14 protein-coding genes are annotated in these 19,655 nt (G+C 72.8%); 8 read left to right on the top strand and 6 right to left on the bottom strand.

Features of this window, described 5'->3' with window-relative positions:
• Positions 1-6: 6 nt before the first annotated feature.
• Positions 7-2,157 carry a tetratricopeptide repeat protein gene (locus JO379_RS02000; protein ID WP_209513476.1) on the bottom strand — a complete coding sequence of 717 codons (2,151 nt, stop codon included), beginning with the start codon at positions 2,155-2,157 and terminating at the stop codon, positions 7-9.
• Positions 2,158-2,387: 230 nt separating this feature from the next.
• Positions 2,388-2,864 carry a hypothetical protein gene (locus tag JO379_RS02005; RefSeq protein WP_209513477.1) on the bottom strand — a complete coding sequence of 159 codons (477 nt, stop codon included), beginning with the start codon at positions 2,862-2,864 and terminating at the stop codon, positions 2,388-2,390.
• A 180-nt stretch (positions 2,865-3,044) separates the two neighbouring features.
• Here JO379_RS02005 and JO379_RS02010 point away from each other — a divergent pair, with 180 nt between their 5' ends.
• Genes JO379_RS02010 through JO379_RS02020 form a run of 3 tightly spaced genes read left to right on the top strand, consistent with a single transcriptional unit; the run spans position 3,045 to position 8,328 of the window.
• Positions 3,045-3,476 carry a CU044_2847 family protein gene (locus JO379_RS02010; protein WP_209513478.1) on the top strand — a complete coding sequence of 144 codons (432 nt, stop codon included), beginning with the start codon at positions 3,045-3,047 and terminating at the stop codon, positions 3,474-3,476.
• 24 nt (positions 3,477-3,500) lie between these two features.
• A complete protein-coding gene (locus JO379_RS02015) occupies positions 3,501-7,739 on the top strand; it encodes an nSTAND1 domain-containing NTPase (protein ID WP_209513479.1) in 4,239 nt (1,412 codons plus the stop codon).
• Positions 7,740-7,743: 4 nt separating this feature from the next.
• Positions 7,744-8,328, top strand: a complete 585-nt coding sequence (locus JO379_RS02020; RefSeq protein ID WP_209513480.1) for an LppP/LprE family lipoprotein — start codon at positions 7,744-7,746, stop codon at positions 8,326-8,328.
• Positions 8,329-8,338: 10 nt separating this feature from the next.
• Here JO379_RS02020 and JO379_RS02025 read toward each other — a convergent pair whose 3' ends face one another.
• A complete protein-coding gene (locus tag JO379_RS02025; protein ID WP_209513481.1) occupies positions 8,339-9,424 on the bottom strand; it encodes a cation diffusion facilitator family transporter in 1,086 nt (361 codons plus the stop codon).
• Between the two features lie 131 nt (positions 9,425-9,555).
• Between JO379_RS02025 and JO379_RS02030 the strand changes: the two genes are divergently transcribed.
• Complete coding sequence (locus JO379_RS02030; protein ID WP_307841855.1) at positions 9,556-10,239, top strand: M4 family metallopeptidase; 684 nt, start codon at positions 9,556-9,558, stop codon at positions 10,237-10,239.
• Positions 10,236-10,472, top strand: a complete 237-nt coding sequence (locus JO379_RS33590) for a M4 family metallopeptidase (RefSeq protein ID WP_307841856.1) — start codon at positions 10,236-10,238, stop codon at positions 10,470-10,472. Before JO379_RS02030 ends, JO379_RS33590 begins: the two co-directional genes overlap by 4 nt.
• Before the next feature lie 40 nt (positions 10,473-10,512).
• Here JO379_RS33590 and JO379_RS02035 read toward each other — a convergent pair whose 3' ends face one another.
• Complete coding sequence (locus tag JO379_RS02035) at positions 10,513-11,613, bottom strand: amidinotransferase (protein WP_209513482.1); 1,101 nt, start codon at positions 11,611-11,613, stop codon at positions 10,513-10,515.
• 302 nt (positions 11,614-11,915) lie between these two features.
• On the opposite strand from JO379_RS02035, the gene JO379_RS02040 reads away from it, so the two are divergent.
• Positions 11,916-13,010: a carboxylate-amine ligase gene (locus JO379_RS02040; RefSeq protein ID WP_209513483.1), complete on the top strand. Its 1,095-nt coding sequence runs from the start codon at positions 11,916-11,918 to the stop codon at positions 13,008-13,010.
• A gap of 119 nt (positions 13,011-13,129) precedes the next feature.
• Here the strand turns inward: JO379_RS02040 and JO379_RS02045 are convergent, their stop codons facing one another.
• Both JO379_RS02045 and JO379_RS02050 read right to left on the bottom strand, forming a co-directional pair.
• Positions 13,130-13,855: a transglycosylase SLT domain-containing protein gene (locus tag JO379_RS02045; protein WP_209513484.1), complete on the bottom strand. Its 726-nt coding sequence runs from the start codon at positions 13,853-13,855 to the stop codon at positions 13,130-13,132.
• 336 nt (positions 13,856-14,191) lie between these two features.
• Positions 14,192-17,356, bottom strand: a complete 3,165-nt coding sequence (locus JO379_RS02050) for an AfsR/SARP family transcriptional regulator (protein ID WP_209513485.1) — start codon at positions 17,354-17,356, stop codon at positions 14,192-14,194.
• Positions 17,357-17,479: 123 nt separating this feature from the next.
• Between JO379_RS02050 and JO379_RS02055 the strand changes: the two genes are divergently transcribed.
• Together JO379_RS02055 and JO379_RS02060 are read left to right on the top strand one after the other, a co-directional pair.
• On the top strand, positions 17,480-18,514 hold the full coding sequence (locus JO379_RS02055; RefSeq protein ID WP_209513486.1) for an NADP-dependent oxidoreductase: 1,035 nt from the start codon (positions 17,480-17,482) through the stop codon (positions 18,512-18,514).
• 182 nt (positions 18,515-18,696) lie between these two features.
• Complete coding sequence (locus JO379_RS02060) at positions 18,697-19,620, top strand: MurR/RpiR family transcriptional regulator (protein ID WP_209513487.1); 924 nt, start codon at positions 18,697-18,699, stop codon at positions 19,618-19,620.
• The last annotated feature ends 35 nt before the right edge of the window (positions 19,621-19,655 follow it).

Raw genomic sequence — 19,655 nt, forward strand, 5'->3', positions numbered from 1 at the left:
GTGCCTTCACTGAGGGCAGCCGCCGTGACGGCGGTCAGCAGAAGCAGTGCCGGCGCCGTCGGCGTCCTCGGCCGCCGCCCGCCATCGGGCCAGCTCCGCGCAGGCGTTGGCGGTTTCGGCGTGGTCGGGGCCGAGCACCCTCAGGTAGTCGGCCATCAGCTCCTCCAGGGCGACGGCCGCGCCCACGGCGTCACCGGCCGCCCCCCGGCACCGGGCCAGTCCACGGCGGGCGTGGAGGGAGTTGGGGTGGTCGGATCCCAGCACCCGAAGGCTGTCGGCGAGCAGGTCCCGGTACGCGGCGGCGGCGTGGGCGGCGTCGCCCGCTTCGGCCCACCAGTGGGCGAGGTCGGAGCGGGCGGTCAGGACGGTGGGGTGGTCGGGGCCCAGGACGCGGAGGTAGTCGGCCAGCAGGTGCTCGAAGGCCGTGGCGGCACCGGCGGCATCTCCCGCCGTCCCCCGCCACCACGCGCGGCCGTGACGCACGTTCAGGGTGTCGGGGTGGTCGGGGCCCAACACCCGTAGGTGGTCGGTCAACAGTTCCTCGAAGCCGGCGGCAGCCCCGGCGGCGTCCCCGGCCTCACCCCTCCAGTGGATCAGATTGCCGCGCGTGACCAGGCAGTGGAGGTGGTCGGGACCGAGCAGCCGCAGGTAGTCGGCCAGGAGTTCCTCGAAGCCCGTGGCGGCACCGGCGGCGTCGCCCGCCATGCCCCGCCACCAGGCAAGAGCGTGCCGGGTGTCCAGGGTGTCGGCGTGGTCGGGGCCGAGCAGCCGCAGTTCGTCGGCCGAGAGTTCGCGGTACGCGAGAGCGGCGCCCGCCGCGTCCCCGGCCATGCCCCGCCACCAGGCCTGGCGGTGCCGGGCCTGGAGGGCGTCGGCGTGGTCCGGGCCCCGGTGCCGGCAGGCGGTGGCGTGGAGGTCCTGGAAGTGGGTCACGGCAGAGGTGACGAGACCGGCGTGACCGAGACTGTCTCCGGCGCGGAAGAGCACCGGATGCGCTCGGGACTCCCACAGGGCGCCGGGGGCGTGGGCGGTGAGGGCGGCGGTGTTGGCGCGCAGGGACCGCGCGAGGGCGGTGTCGCGTTCGGTGTCGGGCCAGACAGTGAACAGGGCGTCGGCACAGGTCCGCGCCAGTGCCTCGCGCGCGGCCTCCGGCAGGGTCTCCCGGGTGGCGCGTTGGACGAGGGCGTGGACGCGCACCGCCTGGTGGGGTGTGCCGGGGGTGTGGTCGGCCAGGCTGAGCCGGTGCAGGCACCGCAGGGCCTCCACCGCGTCCTCGGTGCCGATGAGGCGTTCCGGCGGGTGTCCGCCCTGGCCGGGGGTGCGGTGCGCGGAGAGGTGGGCCAGGGCCGGGGGCGAGGTCACTACGGTGGTGGGAATGCCGTTGGGGTCGAGCAGGGCGATCAGCTGCAGCATGGGCCGTGCCAGGCCGCGCGGGCGGAGCCGGTCGGCGTGCTCGACGGACAGGGACCAGGTGGCGGCCACGGTGGTGCGGTGGGCGTCCGGCAGTCCGCTGTCCTCCGGTACCAGCTCGGGCAGGGTCCGGGCCCGGTCGGCCAGCCGGACGCGGTACTCGGCGCAGCTGAGGTGGAGGTCGACCAGGTAGGTGGCCGCCTGGGCCAGGGCGAGCGGCAGCCGGCCGAGGTCGCGGGCGAGCGCCGCGATGTCCTCGGGGTCCTCCCGGCGGTCTTGGGCGGCGAGCTTCGCGGTGAGGTAGGCGACGGCCTCGGCGGGGGTGAACAGGCCGATGTCGACGCGGTGGCCGGGCAGGGCGGCGTCGCGGCGGCGGGTGGTGACCACCGTCCGGCCCCGCGGGTGCGTGGGGGGCCACAGCGCGAGCCGGCCGCCGAGGCCGCTCAGGTCGGCGGGGTCGGCCACGTCGTCCAGCACGATCAGCCATCGGCGGTCGGTGGACTGTGCCCAGTTCAGGAAGCGGGCGGCGGCACGCTCGGGGTCGTCGGCGCCGAGGCGTTGGGCGTCGTCGGTGCCGGTCACCGCGGCGGCGGCCTCGGCGTAGGCGCTCAGGATCGCGGCCCTGTCGGTCGCGGTGACCCACACCAGCAGGTCGGTGTTTCCGGCTTCCCAGGTGGTGCGGGCGTGGTGGGCGGCGAGCTGGGTCTTGCCGGCTCCGCCGGTCCCGGAGAGAACGTGGCACAGCACCTCGGTGCCGCCCGTGGTGACCGTGCCGCTCAGGGCGTCGGCGGCGGCACGGTGCTGGAAGCAGTCCGCCTGCCGGGGGACGAGACCGACCGATCGCGGCCAGGGGGCCGGTGCCCGTGGCGGGGCGTGGTATTCGAGACGGCCGATGGTCAGGGCCGCGATGCTGTGGTCCCGGGCGGTGACCGAGGTGGCTTCGGGTAGGTGCGGGGCCGGGTGCGCGCCGGGTGCGGTCAGCCCTGTTCCGGGCCCGGCTGCGGAGGGTTTCCCAGCGTCACGTCCCCCATGACCCCGGCGGCCGCCGATCCGTGTTCGGCGCGGACGTCCATGTTCCCGGCGACGGCGAGCCCTCCGTCTCCCGCCGAGACGGCGTTCGTCGCCCGCCGGGCCGACGTCACCATGTCGCGCAGCTGACCGGCGACTTCGGCGCGTTCCGCATCGCCGAGGTTCTCCAGCAGGTCCTCGAACCGGGTCTGCCAGGACGCTCCGAGAAGGATGCGCACCCGCTCGGCCTCCCGGGGGTCGACGCCTTCGACTTCGGCCGCCGTCCGGTCGAGGCGCCGGGCGACCAGCCCGCTCCCCGGTGTGCCGCCTCGGCGGAAGACACCGGCCACCCGCTCCCGGAGCGCCGCCCAGGCGTCCGTCCCCGCTGCCGCGGCCACCGCCGCCCCGGCCGCCGAGGCCAACGCGATCAACGACTGATCCAACATGGTCCCCTCCCCCGCCTGTCCCCCGCTGTCCTCACTCTCCACCGCCTGTCCCCCGCAAGGCGACGCGGTATGCCTTCCACCGCTCACGGGACAGGCCTATCGTGGTCCGCAGGCAGAGCGAAGGGACTCATTGGGTACGGGCGAAGGCTGATACCCGGTGTTCCACCACGGGGGGGGGACATGTCCGACCTACTGCGTTTCGACTTGGCCGACCACGGCTCGATCATGGTGGAGGTCGACGCGGACGAGCCGGGGATAGCGAGAGCCTCGCGGGTGGGGGATCTGATCACCTCCACCGCGGAGTCGTTCGAAGCCGCGCTCGAGCACGTACGAAGAGCGGCCGACGCCGCCCTCAGCGGCTTCCGGAACATGGAGGCGCGGCCGGACGAGGTGCAGATCCAGTTCGGTGTCCGTCTCAACGCCGAAGCGGGCGCGGTCATCGCGAAGACCGGCGCCGACGGGCACCTCAAGGTCTCCCTGACCTGGCGCCGGGAAACGGTGCCCGACCAACCGCCCACCCAACTGCCCGCCCAACCGCCCGCTGAACCCCCCGTCCATCCGCCCGCCGGACCGGACGGCCAGGGCTGCGACGGCCCGCGACCGGCACACTGACGGCCCGGCGATCCGGCGTCGCGGATGCGGGAGCAATCGGGCAGCGCCATCGAACGAGCCATCGCCGTCGTCGACGCCGGGGGCTCGTCCTCCGGTCTCGCCTTCCTCGTCGGTCCGCGTGAAGTGATCACGTGTGCGCATGTGTTGGAAGCGGCGGTCCATCCACACCCCGCCTCCTGGATCGGGCACCGTCTCACCTTGGTCTTCCCTCTGGTGGCACCGGACGAGCCCGTCCTCGCCGAAGTCGTGACCTGGCATCCGGTGGCCGACGACGAGTCGGGGGACGTGGCGGGGCTGCGTGTGCTGGGCCCCCTGCCCGCATCCGTACGGGCCGTGCGCCTCAGCCCCGTGACGGAGGTGTGGGACCACCCCTACCTGACCTTCGGGCTGCCCGAGGGCAGGCCCATGGGCGTGTGGAGCCGCGGCCGACTGCTCGCCCGGCTGGCGGGCGGGTGGCTCCAGTTGGAGGACACCCGCACGGCGGGATTCCCCGTGGCGCGCGGGTTCAGCGGCGCGCCCGTCCACGACCTGCGGCTCGAAGCGGTCGTCGGCATGGTCGTCGCCGTGGAGACACGCGCCGAACGCCGCACCGGGTACGCCCTTCCCACGTCGGCTCTGCTGGACGCCTGGCCGGACCTGCGGTCCGCCGTCGACCCGCCCAGTCCCTACCGAGGGCTCGAAGCGTTCCGGCCGGAGGACGCCGCCGTCTTCCACGGCCGGGAACGGGACGTCGAGCGTCTGCACGCGTTGACGAGGTCCCACCGTGTGGTCCCGGTGGTGGGGGGATCGGGCAGCGGGAAGACCTCGCTCCTGCACGCGGGGCTGGTGCCGCGGCTCGCACGCTCGGACACCCCGTGGGCGGTGCTCCGCCCCCGGGCGGGAACGACTCTCGGCGCGGCCCTGGCCCGTTCCCTGGCCGGGCTGACGGCACCGCCCTCCCCCGGCGGTCCGCCGCCCGGCCATGAGCGCGTGCGGTCCCTCGAGGAGGACATCGCCCGGGGCGGGCTGCCCGGCATCGTCGTCGGCGCCGCGGAATCACACCACCGGGAACTCGTCCTGATCATCGACCAGTTCGAGGAACTCGTCATCGCTTCCACCGAGGAGGACGACCGTGTCCTCGAACAGCTCCTGTCGCTGGCCTTCGGCGGCCCCTCGGCGCGGCCCGCGGTCCTGCGGCTGGTGGTCGCCCTCCGCTCGGACTTCTTCGACGCGGCGCTGCGCCACCCCCTCCTGAGCCGGATGGTCACCGAAAACCCGCTGCTGCTGCACCGGCTCTCCGCCGACGACCTGCGACGGGTCATCGAGCAGCCGATCGAACGCTGGTGGGGCATCGGTTTCGAGGCAGGGCTGGTCAGCCGCATCCTCGACGAGGTCGGCCCGTCGGTCGAGCCCTTGCCGCTGGTGCAGTTCACATTGAGCCTGCTGTGGGAGCAGCGCAGCGCCGGTCTCATGACGCACCGGGTCTACGAGGACTTCGGCGGCGTCACCGGGGCGCTCGCCCATTACGCGGAACGTGTCTGGCGCGATGGCCTGGAGCCCGCCGGCCAGGAGGACGCACGGTGGCTGTTCACCCAGTTGGTGCGACCGGACGCCTCCGGGCGGCACACGGGGCGGGCGGTGGCGCTGGACGACCTCACCCCACGGCGCCAGTCCGTCGTCGACCGGCTCTCGACGGCCCGGCTCCTCGTCGCGGACAAGGATCCGCAAGGTCGCTGGACCGCGAGTCTCGTCCATGACGCGCTGATCGGCGCGTGGCCACGGTTGGCCGGCTGGGTCGCCGAGGACAGGACGTTCCGGGTATGGCAGGAGGAGCTGCGGGGCCATATCGCCCTCTGGGAGCGGGGCGGTCGCGAACGCGGCGGGCTGCTCACCCGACGGTCCCTGCAAGCCGCTCTGCGGTGGCTCGACGAGCGGAAGCCGGACCTGACCGAGCCGGAACGCTCCTACATTCTGGCCGGTCGCAGTGCCAGGCGCCGCCATGCGCTGTTGCGGACAGGCGGTGCCGCCCTGGCCGTCTGTCTGGTCCTGGCGCTCGTCGCGGCGGTCGTCGTGGTCGATGTGAGGAGCCGTCAGGCCGCTGATGCCCGCAGGACCAGCGCGTCCAAGCAGCTTGCCGCGCGGGCGAAGGACGCTGCGACCGCGCCCGACGCCGCGGGGGTGGCCGCCGTGGCCGCCTACCGGACGGAGGCGACTGGCGAGGCCTGGGAGAGTCTGCTGCTGCAGTTCTTCCGCACCCGGCACCACCGGGCTCTCCTGCCTTCCCCGGACGGGGAGGAGATGGCTTACACCACGGGCTCGCTCGGGCGGCTCGTCGCCGCGAGGACCAGCGAGGGACGCGTCCTGGTCTGGCGCCCGGGGAGCGGGGAGCGCGCCCGGGTGCTCGTGGACGGACGCGCCCGTGCCGTCGCCGTGTCGAGGGACGAGAGCCACCTGGCCACCGCGGTACCCGGCGGCGAGGTCGCCCTGTGGGACGCGCGGACGCATCGGCGGGTGCGCTCGCTCCCGGTTCCCCCGGCCCGGGAGGGGGCGGGTCGCAGCGTCGTCAGCCTGGCGTTCGACGCGTCGGGGCAACGGCTCGTGGGCATGGCGGCCGGAGGGCTGGGCGCCGTCCTGTGGGACCTGCGCCGGGCGGACGGGGCTCCGGCCCTCATCGGACCCGATGCCGTGGGACAGGAAAGGTTCTCCCGTGTCTGGCCGGGGACCGAAGGGCGTGTCCTCACCGAGGGAAGGGCCACCGCCACGCGCGCCGCCGGAGCCGGCACCAATGAGGTGACCGTCTGGTCGGGCCGCCCGCCCCGTCCCGTCCACAGCACTGCCCTCACGCCGGCCGACGACGGGAGCGGCCGGGTCGTGTCCTCGTCGGGAGAACAGGCTCTGGCCTGCGAATTCGCCGACAACGTCGGCACGTGGCAGCTCACCGACCTCGTCTCCGGGCGCCACCGCATCCCGGGCTACGCGTCCGAACTCGCCCCCTGCAGCCTTGAGGAGACCCATCTGATCCAGCTCGGTGACGGTTCCCACGCCGCGGTCCTCGGGACCGAGGCTTCCGTGAGCGTACGGCCCGCTCCCGCACCCCTCGCGGACGGGCGCGACGACACCTACGAGAAGGTGGCCGAGTACGGGCTGATGTCCGCGCGGGACCGGCTGCCGCTGCCGCTCGGCGGACCGCGGAACGGCATGGTGGTGACCACCACCGCCAACTCCCTTGTCGCACTGGGCGGAGACGACCGGCTGGTTCCGGTGGGCATGGACGGAGCGGCGTCGAGCCTGGTGCTACGGGACGACGGCCGCTACGCCGCGCTGGTGGACAAGGAGTCCCGGCTTCGGCTGTACGACCTCGGTACCGGTCGGCAGGTCGCCGACGCGTCGGCGCCGCACAAGGCACCCCTCGCCTTCGTGGGGAAATTCCTGGCGCAGAGCCGCAGTGACGGCATCGTGCTGCGTTCGCTCCCGTCCCTGCGGGAAGTGAGACTGATCGCCCAGCACCGGTCGGCCGACGAGCGCGGCCGGCCCGAGGCCATCGGCGCGGACTCCGCAGGCCGCCTGCTGGTGTGGCGCGACGGCGTGCTCACCCGGTGGGGCGTCGACAGCGGCAGGAGCATCGGCCGGCCCCTGCCGGTGCCGGCCTCCGGTCCGGCTGCGCGGCCGGGCGCGGGTGGGGCCCGGCCGGAGGCGGAGCTGGTTCCCCGTCCCGGCACCGGGCAGGTCGCCCTGGTCGTGCACGGCATCGCCGATGTCGTCGTCCGGGACCTCGACCGGCGGGAACGGACGAGGACGCTCAGCACGGCGTCCGGCACGACCGCGGAGGGCGCCGTCTTCAGCCCCGACGGCGACCGTCTCGCCCTCATCGATTCCCACGGCCAGACCGCGGTGCACCGGTTCGCCGACGGAGGGACGACGGGACTCCTCTCGGGCACCGACAACAGCGACCGGCTCATCGGCTTCAGCAGCGGATATCTGGCGGCCTTCGACCGCAGGGCACGCCTTCGCGCCCTCGGCCCCGACGGCCACCTGGTCCAGGCCGATCTGGTGGGGCCCGAGTTGCGGCAGACGGCGACGAACCTGCGGATGGCGGTCACGCGATCCGGCGAGACCCTTCTGATCGCGTCCGGAAAGCAGATCCGGTCCGTGCCTTTCAGCCCCCAACGTTGGATCAGGCATCTGTGTGCCCTGGTGGGCCGCGAGCCCACCGCGACCGAACGCCGGTCATTCCCGAAGGGGAGTGACGAGGACACGCTGTGCCCGGCCCCCGACCAGAGGTGAAACGATGCACTTACCCCGAGCGGTCCCCGCTCTCACGCTGCTCGCCCTGTGCGCCGCCACGGGGTGCACGACGTCCACGTCCCCGGACGAGGTACGTGCCCGCCCGTCCTCCGGCCGCCCGACCGGACCGGCCGGATCTTCGTCCGAAGCGGCGCCTGCCGGCTCTCGTGCGCCCTCCTCCGCCTCTCCGGGCGGAGAGCGGGACGACTTCGAGGCCCGCACGGTCCGCCGCCTGATGGCTGAGGCGGGGGTGAGCGATGTGTTCAACGACCCGGCCGACCAGCCCGGCCCCCTACGGGCCGTGGCCGGCAACTGCCCCCATGTCGTGACCGACTGCCAGGTCCTCTACTTCTTCCACGGCTCCAGGAAGGTCGGTGACCTCACCACGGAAGTGGTGTCGGTCAGGTCCTCGGACGGTAGGACCGTCACGGTGCGCTTCCCCCAGTTCAGGACCGGCGACCCCCAGTGCTGCCCGTCCGGCCAGCCGAAGGACGTCCGCTGGCGATGGGAAGGCTCGTCGCTCAAGGCGGACTTCACCCTCCCGCCCGGCGCGAAGTGGAACCATCTGGACAGGAAGCCCCGTTGGTGAATCCCGCGCCTCACGTCGGCGCCTGAGGCCGGCTGCCGTGGTGGGCGAGGGCCGCGTGCGGGTCGCCGCCGGCAGGGAGGTGGTCGGTGTGTACCGTCGCGGCGGTCAGCCGGGGAACGGCGTGGATCAGGGCGTGTTCGGCCGCGACGGCCAGCTCGTGTGCCTGGACGACGGTCAGGTGCGACGCGACGATGATGTCGGCCTCGGCCCGCAGGGCGTGACCGATCCACCGCATCCGTACCTGCCCGGTGTCCAGCACGCCGTCGACACCACGCAGCGCGGTCTCCGCGGTGTCGACGAGGGCGGGGTCGACGGAGTCCATCAGACGCCGGTACACCTCGCGGGCCGCGTCCTTGAGGACCAGCAGAATGGCAACGGTGATCAGCAGGCCGACGATCGGATCGGCCGCCCGCACGCCGAGGGCCGCACCACCGGCGCTCAAGAGGACGGCCAGCGAGGTGAAGCCGTCGGTCCGGGCGTGCAGACCATCGGCCACCAACGCGGCGGAGCCGATCCGCCGCCCGGTACGGATGCGGTAGCGGGCGACCCACTCGTTGCCGGCGAACCCGGCCAGGGCCGCCGCGGCGACCGCCCAGAGGTGGGTGAGTTCACGGGGGTTCAGCAGCCGGTCCACGGCCACGTAGGCGGCCAGGCCCGCGGAAGCCGCGATGGTCGCCACGATGACGATGCCCGCCAGGTCCTCGGCGCGGCCGTAGCCGTAGGTGTAACGGCGGTTCGCCGCCCGCCGCCCCAGCAGGAACGCGATCCCCAGCGGGACGGCGGTCAGCGCATCGGCGGCGTTGTGGATCGTGTCCCCGAGCAGCGCCACGGATCCCGACAGCGCGACGATCACGGCCTGGACGGCGGTCGTCGCGCCCAGCACGACCAGGGAGATCCACAGCGTGCGCATCCCCTCGCGGGAGGCCTCCATCGCCGCGTCCACCTTGTCGCCGGCCTCATGGCGGTGCGAGGTGACCAGATGGGCGAGCCGGTGCCGCAGACGCGACGCGCGGGAACGCTCCCCATCGTGCTGGTGCCCCGAGCCGCCGCGATCGTGGTGCCGGGCGTGGGTGCGAGTGTGCCGAAGCCCCTCCATGAATTCCACACTGGCACACCGATCCGATTGCGGCTACAGCCGTCATGCGCCCTGTGACCAGGTGCGATCGGCTCGCAACAGCACCACGCGGCCGGGCCGCCCCGGTCCCGGCCCGCCCTGGGCCTGGCGCGGTGCGGGGCGCTTTTGAGCTCAACGACCCCGAGCGGGGCAACCACAGGACCTACGACATGAACGGCGGCACGACGGGCACCGGCACCCTGGTCACCGACGACGACAACGTCTGGTGCGACCACGACCCTCACGGCCGGCAGGCGGACGCCGTGGCCGCCCATTACATCCACTCCGTGTTCTGGGACTACTTCCTCGACGCACACGGGAGGAAGGGCATGCGCAACGACGGGCGGGCCGGTTGCAGCCGCGTCCGTTACGGCAACGAATCCGCCTTCTACAACCTCGCCACCTCCTGCATGACCTACGGCACCGCAAGCTCGCCGTCCCGGAACCTGATACGCATCGACGTCGGCGCGCACGAGATGACCCACGGCGTCATCGCGGCGACCGCCGGCCTCGGCTACTTCGGGGAGACCGCCGGGCTGGGCGAGGCGATCAGCGACATCTTCGCGGTGGCCGCGGAGTTCCACGCCGGCAACCGTGCCGACCCGGGCGACTACCTCATCGGCGAAGGCATCGACATCTCGGGCGACAGGACTCCCCTGCGTTACCTGGACAAGCCGTCAAGAGACGGCGCTTCCAAGGACTACTGGTACTCCGGCATCAGCCACACCCGCAATATGCCTCGGGCCCCGCGAACCACTTCTTCTACCTGCTCGCCGAGGGCAGCGGACAGAAGGTGATCAACGGCGTCTCCTACAACAGCCCGACCTACGACGGCCGCCCGGTCACCGGCATCGGCCGGTCCGCCGCCGAGAAGATCCTCTACAAGGCACTCACCGAACGCATGACGTCGAGCACCGACTACCACGGCGCGCGCCGGGCGACGCTGGCCGCAGCCGCCGATCTCCACGGGCAGGAAAGCGCCCAGTACCGGGCGGTGGGGGCCGCGTGGGCGGCGGTCGACGTCAAGTGATCCGTGCGCGCCTGGGCCATGTCATCCATGTCCCGACCGCTCAGAAGTACGAGCGCAGTTCCCCACGTCGGCGAACGTCCGCCGTGACGCAGTGGAAGCACCCGCCGAACCGGATCACGTTGCGGAAGCTCACCGGCAGGACGTCGAAACCCCAGTCCTGCAGGAAGTCGATCAACGGGGCCTCGCCCGCCTCCACGACGACTCGCCGCTCGTCGACCATGAAGACATTCATGGACACCCAGGCACTGGACATGTACAGCACGTGGTCCTCCGGCAGCGCCGGCTGGGGCGCGAAGCGGATGTCCCACGAGTCGAAGCAGCTCGGGACCGTCTTCACGCGCTCCGGGTTGAGCAGGAGTTTGCCGGGGGCCAGCGGCATGAAGGTGGCGTCGATGTGCATCGGCGCGTGGTCGGCGACCTCTACCAGGTGGACGCGATAGGAGTCCCCGAGATGCCTGCGGACCCATTCGATGCCCGCCAGGTTCGTCACGTGGCTGCGCTGGGCGAAGAGGTCACGTCCGCAGCGGACGAAGTCGGCCGCGTCGAAGGTCGGTTCCGCCTCCGTGGTGGCGTACCGGCCGCTGCGGTAGGGACGCTCGTCGTCGAAGTCCTCGTCGTACAGGCTGTCCAGCAGCCGTGGCCGGGGAGCGCTGATCCACTTTGCACCCCGGCGGAAGTAGTCCATGAGCAGACGCCGGTACGCGTGGGCCTCGAAGTAGCGGGAGCGCCAGGCCATGGGCGACTCGATGACGGTGTCGCCGACGATCAGCAGCACGTCCCTGGGCATCGCACTGTAGAGACCACCCGGGCTGCTCCAGTCCGGGGTGGCGAAGGGACGCCGTTGGTCGAGGGCGTCCGGGCGCACCACCCGGACGCCGAGGGAGGTCAGCAGGGCCGCGAAATCCTCCAGCTCCGCGGCGGCGCGAGCGGTGTACTCGGCGGGGAAGGCCCCTCCGGCGTTGCGTTCGAAGAAGTCCTTCTGCCGGTGGGGCACCACGGCCGCGACTGCTGTCTCGCACGCCGGTACGGCGCAGCCGCCGAGGGTGCCGACGATCACCTCTTCCAGCGGGTCCCACTCGTTGTACGACTCGACGGGCGAGGTGGTGACCGCGGGGTCTGTCACGGGGTCTACGACGGCCATGATCAGCTCTCTTCCGGTGCGGCGGTGTGGCGTCACCATTGGACGGCCGCACGGGGCGGCCCTCCACCGGGCCCCGCGCGAGGAAGGTGCTCACGACGGGTGTGCCGTTCGCGGGTTCTCCGTCGTCCACCGTGTGGACGGGGCACGCAGGCAGGCGAGCCGACCGCTCCGCCACTCGGGTGAGTACGGGCGGGCGCCGACGCCGCCCGCTCTCCCTCCGTCGGCGGGGGCCTGCCCCCTGCCGGACCACCCCGGGAGGCTGCCCGGGATTGGCCTCCCGACGTGCGGGTACGGGTACCTGAGTGATGACCATTGGTGTGGAGGAGGAGTACCTCCTGCTCGACCCCGTCACCGCCCTGCCCGTGTCCTTGGCCGAGGAAACGCGTGCGGCGGCCGGGCTGCAGAGGATCGCGGGCGAGGAAGAGGTCCAGCAGGAGCTGCTGCAGGCCCAGGTGGAGGTCGCCACCCCGGTGTGCGAGGACCTGGCCGAGGTCGGCGGGCATCTGTTGCGGCTGCGCCACGCGGTGAGCGCCGCTGCCTCGACCGTCGGCTGCCGGGCAGCCGCCACCGGGGCGGCGCCGCTCACCGGCGGGATCCCGGTCCCGGTCACCCCGAGCCCCCGCTATCTGGCGCTGCGCGCGGAAGGGGCGCGGCTGGTCGACGAGCAGCTGGTCAACGGCATGCACGTGCACGTGGCGATGCCCGACCGGTCAGCGGGCGTGGCGGTCCTCAACCGGGTCCGCCTGTGGCTACCGCTACTGGTGGCCATGGCGGGGAACTCCCCGCTGTGGCGTGGCCAGGACACCGGATTCGCCAGCTGGCGCACGGTGGTCTTCGGCCGCTGGCCGGTCAGCGGGCCGCCTCCCCACTTCGCCGACGCCGCCGACTACGAGCGACGGGTGGACGCATTGGTGAAGGCCGGGGCGATCGCCGACACCGGCCAGGTCTACTGGCAGGCACGCCTCTCCGACCGGTACCCCACCCTCGAGGTGCGCTGTTTCGATGTCCAGCTCAGGGCGGAGGAGGCGGCGATGTTCGCCGGTATCGTCCGCGCGCTGGCCGCCACCGCCCTGCGCGAGGAGAACACAGGGGTCCCTGTCCCCCCGTGCCTGCCGGAGGCGCTGTACGCGGCGAACTGGCACGCGGCCCGGCACGGTCTGGAAGGCAGACTCATCGACCCCCAGGGCTGCCAACGGTCCGCCGGGGACCTTGTCTGCACGCTGCTCGACCACATCGCTCCCGCACTCGAGGACAACGGGGACACCCGCGAGGTGACCTCCCTGCTGCATCAGTTCCTCCAGCGCGGCACGCCGGCCGACCGGCAGCGTCAGGCATGGGCCGACGGCGGGCTGCGGGCGCTGGCCGACCTCGTCGCACTCGAAGGCACCGCGGACTGAGCAGCGGAAGCGCGGGGCCGGGAGCGGGGTTCCGCGGGGATACACGCCGAAGGGCGGCGGCACCGGGTGGGGTGCTGCCGCCCTTCGGCGTGCGGGTGTGGGCTCCGGTGTCGGCTCGCTCAGTAGGCGGAGTTGACGTTGTCCATGGAGCCGTACTTGTCGGCGGCGTAGTTGCAGGAGGCGGTGATGTTGGCGACGGGGTCGTAGGGGTCCCAGGAGGTGCCCTCGACGTGGTAGGCCTTGAAGGTGGGGTCGATGATCTGGAGCAGGCCCTTGGAGGGGACGCCGTTGGCGGCGTTGATGTCCCAGTCGTTGATCGCGCGGGGGTTGCCGGTCGACTCGCGCATCACGTTGCGCTTGATGCCCTCGTAGCTGGCGGGGATGTTCTTGGACTTCAGGATGTCCAGGGACTCCTTGATCCACCCGTCGAGGTTGTCGGCATACGCCTTCTTCACCGGAGCCGCAGGCTTGGCGGGGGCCGCGGGCTTGGCGGGGGCGGCGGGCTTGACGGGGGTGCGGGCCTGGGAGCGGCTGGCGGCCTGCTTCTCGGCGCGGTCCTTGTCGGCCTTGGCCTTCGCGGCGGCGTCGGCCTTCTTCTTCGCCTCAGCGGCGTCGGTCTTGGCCTGCTGTGCGGCCTTGTCGGACTGGTTGCCGATGTGGTGGTGGGCGCCGAGGTCGGTGGTGGTCCAGGCGACGGGCTTCACGGCGATGGAGGGGGTCTCGGCGCTCTGGCCGGGGGTGACGGCCATGGCGACGGCTGCGGCGCCCATGGCGACGGTGATGCCGGCGGCGGTGAGCTTGTGGGCCTTGGTCAGACGGGCGGTACCGGTGGTGGTGGAGCGCATGCTGGCTGAACCTCTTCCAATCGCGTGAGTCGCACTGGCCGGATCGGCGCGAAGAAAGCGCCGTGTCTCGATCGACGGCGCCATGCGACTCGGCAATTGTTAGCGGCCCGAAAAGCCGCTGGCAAAGGTGTGACCTACTACCCCACCCCGGAACAGCACACCCCCGCACACCCCACCCATCACCCCACTTCACACCCAAATGTCCGAATCTGGAGTCCACTACCCGGGTTCGTAAGTGATCTGGGTCCCATGAGCGGCCTCACACCCCACCCCCCACCCCCACACACCACGTCACGACGAATGCGCACAGCGTGCGCGGAGGCTGACGTGCGCGCCTCAGGCCCGGATCCCGGGCTCCGACGGCACCTCCCCGGCGCCCAGGGCCCGCGTGTGGTCGTCGACGGTGAGCGTGTGCCCGTGGGCGAAGGCCGCCGCGAACCCGTCCTCTCCCAGCGCCGCGCGTGCTCGCACGGCGGCCCTGTCGACATCGGTGCGTTCAGGAGCCGGGAGCGTCGCGTCGACGGACTCGCGGAGGGTGGTGGCCGTGCCGAGGAGCTCGGCGGCGTGGCGGGGCCGGCCGCCCGCGGCCCGGGCACCGGCCAGCCCCTCCAGGGCCAGGGCGACGGCACGCGGGTCGCCGGTTCTGCGGGCCGCCGCCAGACCGTCGAGGTGGAGTTCCAGCGCGCGCCCCGCTTCGCCGCGCTGTTCGGCGACGAAACCGAGCTGCGCGAGGACCAGGGCGGCACCGGAGTCGACGCCCAGGCGGCGGTTCCACTCCAGCCAGGGGAGGAGGTGTCGCTCGGCGGTGTCGAGGTCGCCGCGGCGGCGGGCGCCGAGGGCCAGGCCCGTCTCGGCGAACTGTTCCGCGGGGCGGTGGGACTGCTGCGCGGCGAGTTGACGGGCGCGTTCGTGGCACGCGGTGGCGCGTGTGTCGTCACCGGTCAGCAGGGCGACACGGCCGAGCCTGGCCAGCCGGAAGGAGACGTCGGTCCACAGTTCCAGCTCCTCGGCCCCGCGCACGCCCTCGTCATGCAGACGGGCCGCCTCCTCGTACGCTCCGTTGATCTCGGCGAGCGTTCCCAGGTGCTCCGAGGCCCGCAGCCGGCCCCATCGGTCGCCCAGCTCCGCGAAGAGGGCCGCGCTCCGCTCGGCGCTGCGGCGCAACGCGGGGAGGTCGCCCCGGAAGCCCGACCGGGTCGCGCGGGTGATCAGCACCGCCGCCGTGCCCCAGGCGTCGCCGAGTGCGCGGAATTCGTCCAGCAGGCCGTCGAGCGGATCGTCACCGGTCGGGCCGTCGAAGCCGCAGCGCGCGTAGTCGAGCAGCCAGCGGGCCCGGGGCGTCGCGGCCTCGTAGCTGTCGCCGTGTGGCGAGCCGTCGCCGGTGAGCAAGGAGAAGGCCGCGTGCCTCGCCTGCGCGCTGTCCCGGGCCGTCGGCGCGCCCCCGGCGCGCCCCAGCGCGAGATCCAACGAGCGGAGGGCCTCGCCGAGGCGCCCGCGCAGGTACCAGTACCAGGACATCGCGTTGACCAGGCGCAGGGCGAGCGCGGCGTCCCCGTGCTCCACGGCGGTGTCGAGCGCCGCCCGCACATTGGCTGCCTCACCGTCGAGTCGGCGCAGCCATCGTCGCTGGTCACGGCCGTAGAGATGGGGTTCCGCCGCTTCGGCGGCAGCGGCGTAGTGAGCCGCGTGCCGCAGCCGCGCGGCCTGGTGCTCGCCCGCTGCACGGAGTCGCTCCCCGCTGTACGCCGTGACGGATTCCAGCGTGCGGTAGCGGGCCGACCCCATGCCGTCGGCGGTCACGACCAGCGAGCGGTCGACGAGCCGGGTGAGGACGTCCAGTACGTCCTCGGTCCGTACCCCCTGGGCCGCGCACACCGCTTCGGCGGCGTCCAGGTCGAAACCTCCGGAGAACACGGCCAGCCGGCTCAGTACGGTCCGCTCGGGTGCGGTCAGCAGCTCCCAGCTCCAGTCGATCATCGCCCGCAGCGTGCGTTGGCGTGCGGGGGCGTCCCGCCGTACCTGGTTCAGCAGCCGGAACCGGTCGTGCAGACGGTCGGCCAGCGTGTGCACCCCCAGCGTCCGCACGCGCGTGGCGGCCAGTTCCAGGGCCAGCGGGATGCCGTCGAGGCGACGGCAGATGAGGGCCACGGCTTCGCTGTTGTCCGCGTCCAGGGCGAAGCCGGGGGCGGATGCCGCCGCGCGGTCCGCGAAGAGCCGTACGGCATCCGCTTCGGCCAGCGGGGCGACGGCGTCCAGGGTCTCGCCCGAGATGGCCAGGGGTTCCTGGCTGGTGGCGATGATGTGCAGTCGTGCCGAACGGCGCAACATCCGCTCGGCGAGGGCGGCGACGGGCTCGATGACGTGTTCACAGTTGTCGAGGACGAGCAGCATGTGCCGTGAGCCGATGGTCCGGACGAGCCGGTCCACCGTCCCGCCCGGTCCCGACTCGTGAGGAGTGTCGTCGCGCACGCCCAGGGCAGCGGCGACCGTCTCGGCCACCTCTCCCCGGATCCCGGCGAGTTCGACGAGCCATACGCCGTCGGCGAAGGAGTCCGTCAGCCGCGCCGCCGCCTCCAGGGCCAGCCGGGTCTTGCCGACGCCACCGGGGCCGGTGAGCGTCACGAGCCGGCTCGACGCCGTTGCCGCGCATATCCGGGCGACGTCGTCGCCGCGCCCGACCAACGCGGTGAGCGGGGCGGGCAGGTTGGTGCGCGGCGCAACGGTGGCCGAGGGGGCCGACGCGGGAGCCGGGGCGAGTTGGGGGTCCTGTCGCAGGACGGCCTGGTGGAGGGCGGTCAGCGCGGCGCCGGGGTCGAGGCCGAGTTCGTCGGCGAGCCGCTGCTCGATGTCCCGGTAGGCGTCCAGCGCCTCCGTCGGGCGCCCGGCCCCGTACAGGGCCCGCATATGGGCGCCGCGCAGCCTTTCCCGCAGCGGATGCAGGGCGACCACTGGCGCCAACTCGTCTGCCAGGGCACCGTGTTCGCCGAGTGCCAAGCGGATCTCGGCGAGCTCTTCGGTCAGCGTCAGTCGCTGCTCCTCCAGGCGGGCGGCCTCCGCCCGGGCGAAATCGGCGTCACGGAAATCGACGTACGCCTCTCCGCGCCAGAGGCCGAGGGCGTCCGCGAGCAGCGTCGCCTTCGCCCGCGGTTCGCCGGTCGCGTGCGCACGGGCGACGAGCGCGGTGAACCGTCCGGCGTCCACGGCATCGTCCGCGACGCGCAGGCTGTAACCGGCCGGCCCGTACTCCACCAGTCCCCGGGCGCCCGGTTCGGCCTTCTCCAGCGTTCTGCGCAGCTGGGAGACCTTGGTCTGGAGGGAGTTGCCGGGGTTTCCCGGCAGTGCGTCGCCCCACAGGTCGTCGACCAGCCGGTCCACGGGCACGGGCCGTCCGTGATGCACCAGCAGATCGGCGAGCAGGGCCCGGACCTTCGGCTCGGGCACGGTGACGGGAGAGCCGTCCTCCGTGGTCACGTTCAGCGGGCCCAGCACGTCGAATCGCATGGCGTCACGCTAACGCGCGGTCCTCAGCGGCCCGTGCGCGGACCGTCAGTGGTTCGTGCGCGGCCCCGTCCATGGTGGTCACATCAGCCCGACCGAAGCAGTGAAGGAAGAGAGAAAACCATCATGAACGACATCGCGACGCACACCGTCTCCCGGGAGATCCACCTCGTCTCGCGCCCCGTCGGGGCCCCGGTTGCCGAGGACTTCGCCCAGGTCACCACCGCGGTGCCGGAACTCGCGGAAGGCCAGGTCCTCGTCCGCAACACCTGGATGTCCGTGGACCCGTACATGCGCGGACGGATGGACGACGCCCCCTCGTACATCCCGCCGTTCCCGCTGGGCGTCGCCATGGAGGGAAGCGCGATCGGTGACGTGGTGGCGTCCCGTGACGCGTCGGTACCGGTCGGCGCGACCGTCTCGCACTTCCTGGGCTGGCGCGAGTACGCGGTCCTCGACGCCGCGGCCGTGACGGTGGTGGACACCTCGGCGGCCCGGCCGCAGGACTACCTGGGGGCGCTGGGCACCACGGGCCTGACCGCGTACGCGGCCCTCACCCGGGTCGCCCCGGTCCGTGAGGGAGACGTGGTGTTCATCTCCGCCGCGGCGGGCGCGGTCGGCAGCGTCGCCGGACAGCTGGCCAGGAAGCTCGGTGCCTCCCGGGTGATCGGGTCGGCGGGCGGCCCGGCCAAGACCAGGAAGCTGCTCGACGACTTCGGATACGACGCCGCCGTCGACTACCGCCAGGGCCGGCTCGGCGAACAGCTCGCCCAGGCCGCACCAAAAGGCATCGACGTCTACCTGGACAGCGTGGGCGGCGACCACCTCCAGGCGGCGATCACCGCGATACGGCCCGGGGGCCGGATCGCCCTCGTCGGCGCGATCAGCGGATACAACACCACGGAGCCCGCCCCCGGCCCCGACAATCTCTTCCAGGCCGCCGCCAAGGAAGTGACGCTGCGCGGCATGCTCGTCAGCAGCTACTTCACGCTCTTCCCCGAGTGGATCGGGCAGGCCGCCGGCTGGCTCGCGGACGGCACACTGCGCACCGAGGAGACCGTCACCGAAGGCATCGAAGAGGCACCCGGCGCCTTCCTGGGCATGATGCGCGGCACGAACACCGGCAAGGCACTGGTTCGCCTGGGGGCCGGGCAGCGATGACCCCGCATTCCGCCGGGGCCCGACGGCGGGCCCCGGCGGGCGGGCCTTGGCTCGGCGAGAAGGCCCGGCGAGAGGGCCCGGCGAGAAGGCCGTTGCCCCTGTTCCCCGCATGAATGTTCCCCCTTGGCCGCCACGGTGGGTGAGCTATGTTGAGCGGGAGAAGGACGAGAGGGAGACCACCAGTGCCATCAGGGCAGCAGGCACGCGCGCAGGCGTCCGCGATCACGCCGGGAAAGCGGTCTCCGGGGGCGGAGCCGCTTCCCGCGGACAAGGTGCGCGCCTTGTTCGGCGACCACCGGTTGTCTCCCGCGCAACGGCGCATCGCGCGCTACATCACCGACCACCTCACCGAGGCCGCGTTCCTGTCGATCACGGACCTCGCGGAGCGGGTGGGGGTGAGCCAGCCGTCCGTGACCCGCTTCGCGTCCTCCCTGGGATTCAGCGGGTACCCCGGCCTCCGGGAGGCCCTGCAGCCCATCGCGCTGAGCGCGGTCGCGAGGTCCACGGGAACGCGCGAGGAGGACCGCCGCAACGAGCTGCAGGCGGCCGTCGACGCCGAGATCGCGAGCCTGGAGAGCCTGCGCCGGGTGTTCGCCGACCCCGACCAGGTGCTCGACCTCGGCCGTGAACTCGCCCGGTCCGTTCCCCTGACCATCCTGGGCCTGCGGATCTCCGTCTCGCTGGCGGAGTACTTCGCCTACGCGGCGAAGCGGATCCACCCGGACGTGCGGCTCGTCTCCCGCGGGGGCAGCGTGGCCTACGACGCCCTGCTCCAGTCGCGGGAGGCGGGCGGGACGTGGGTGCTGGCGTTCGCGATGCCGAGGCACGCCAAGGAGATGCTGGCGGCGATGCGGGCCGCGCGCAGCACGGGGCTGCGCGTCGCGCTGATCACGGACCAGACGCTCGGGCCGCTGGTGGAGGAGGCCGACGTGGCCCTCACCGCCGGCACCGGCTCCCGTCTTGTCTTCGACTCGTACGCGGCCCCCGGGGTGCTGTCCGCGGCCATCCTCCAGGCCATGGCCGACGCCGACCCCGAGCGCACACAGCTCCGGCTGGAGAAGTACGAGCAGGCCGCTGAGCAGCACGACTTCTTCCTCGAACACTGACAGCGGCCGCCGCCCCGCCATCCGGTCCTCTCCCC

Source organism: Streptomyces syringium (assembly GCF_017876625.1).
GTDB lineage: Bacteria > Actinomycetota > Actinomycetes > Streptomycetales > Streptomycetaceae > Streptomyces > Streptomyces syringius.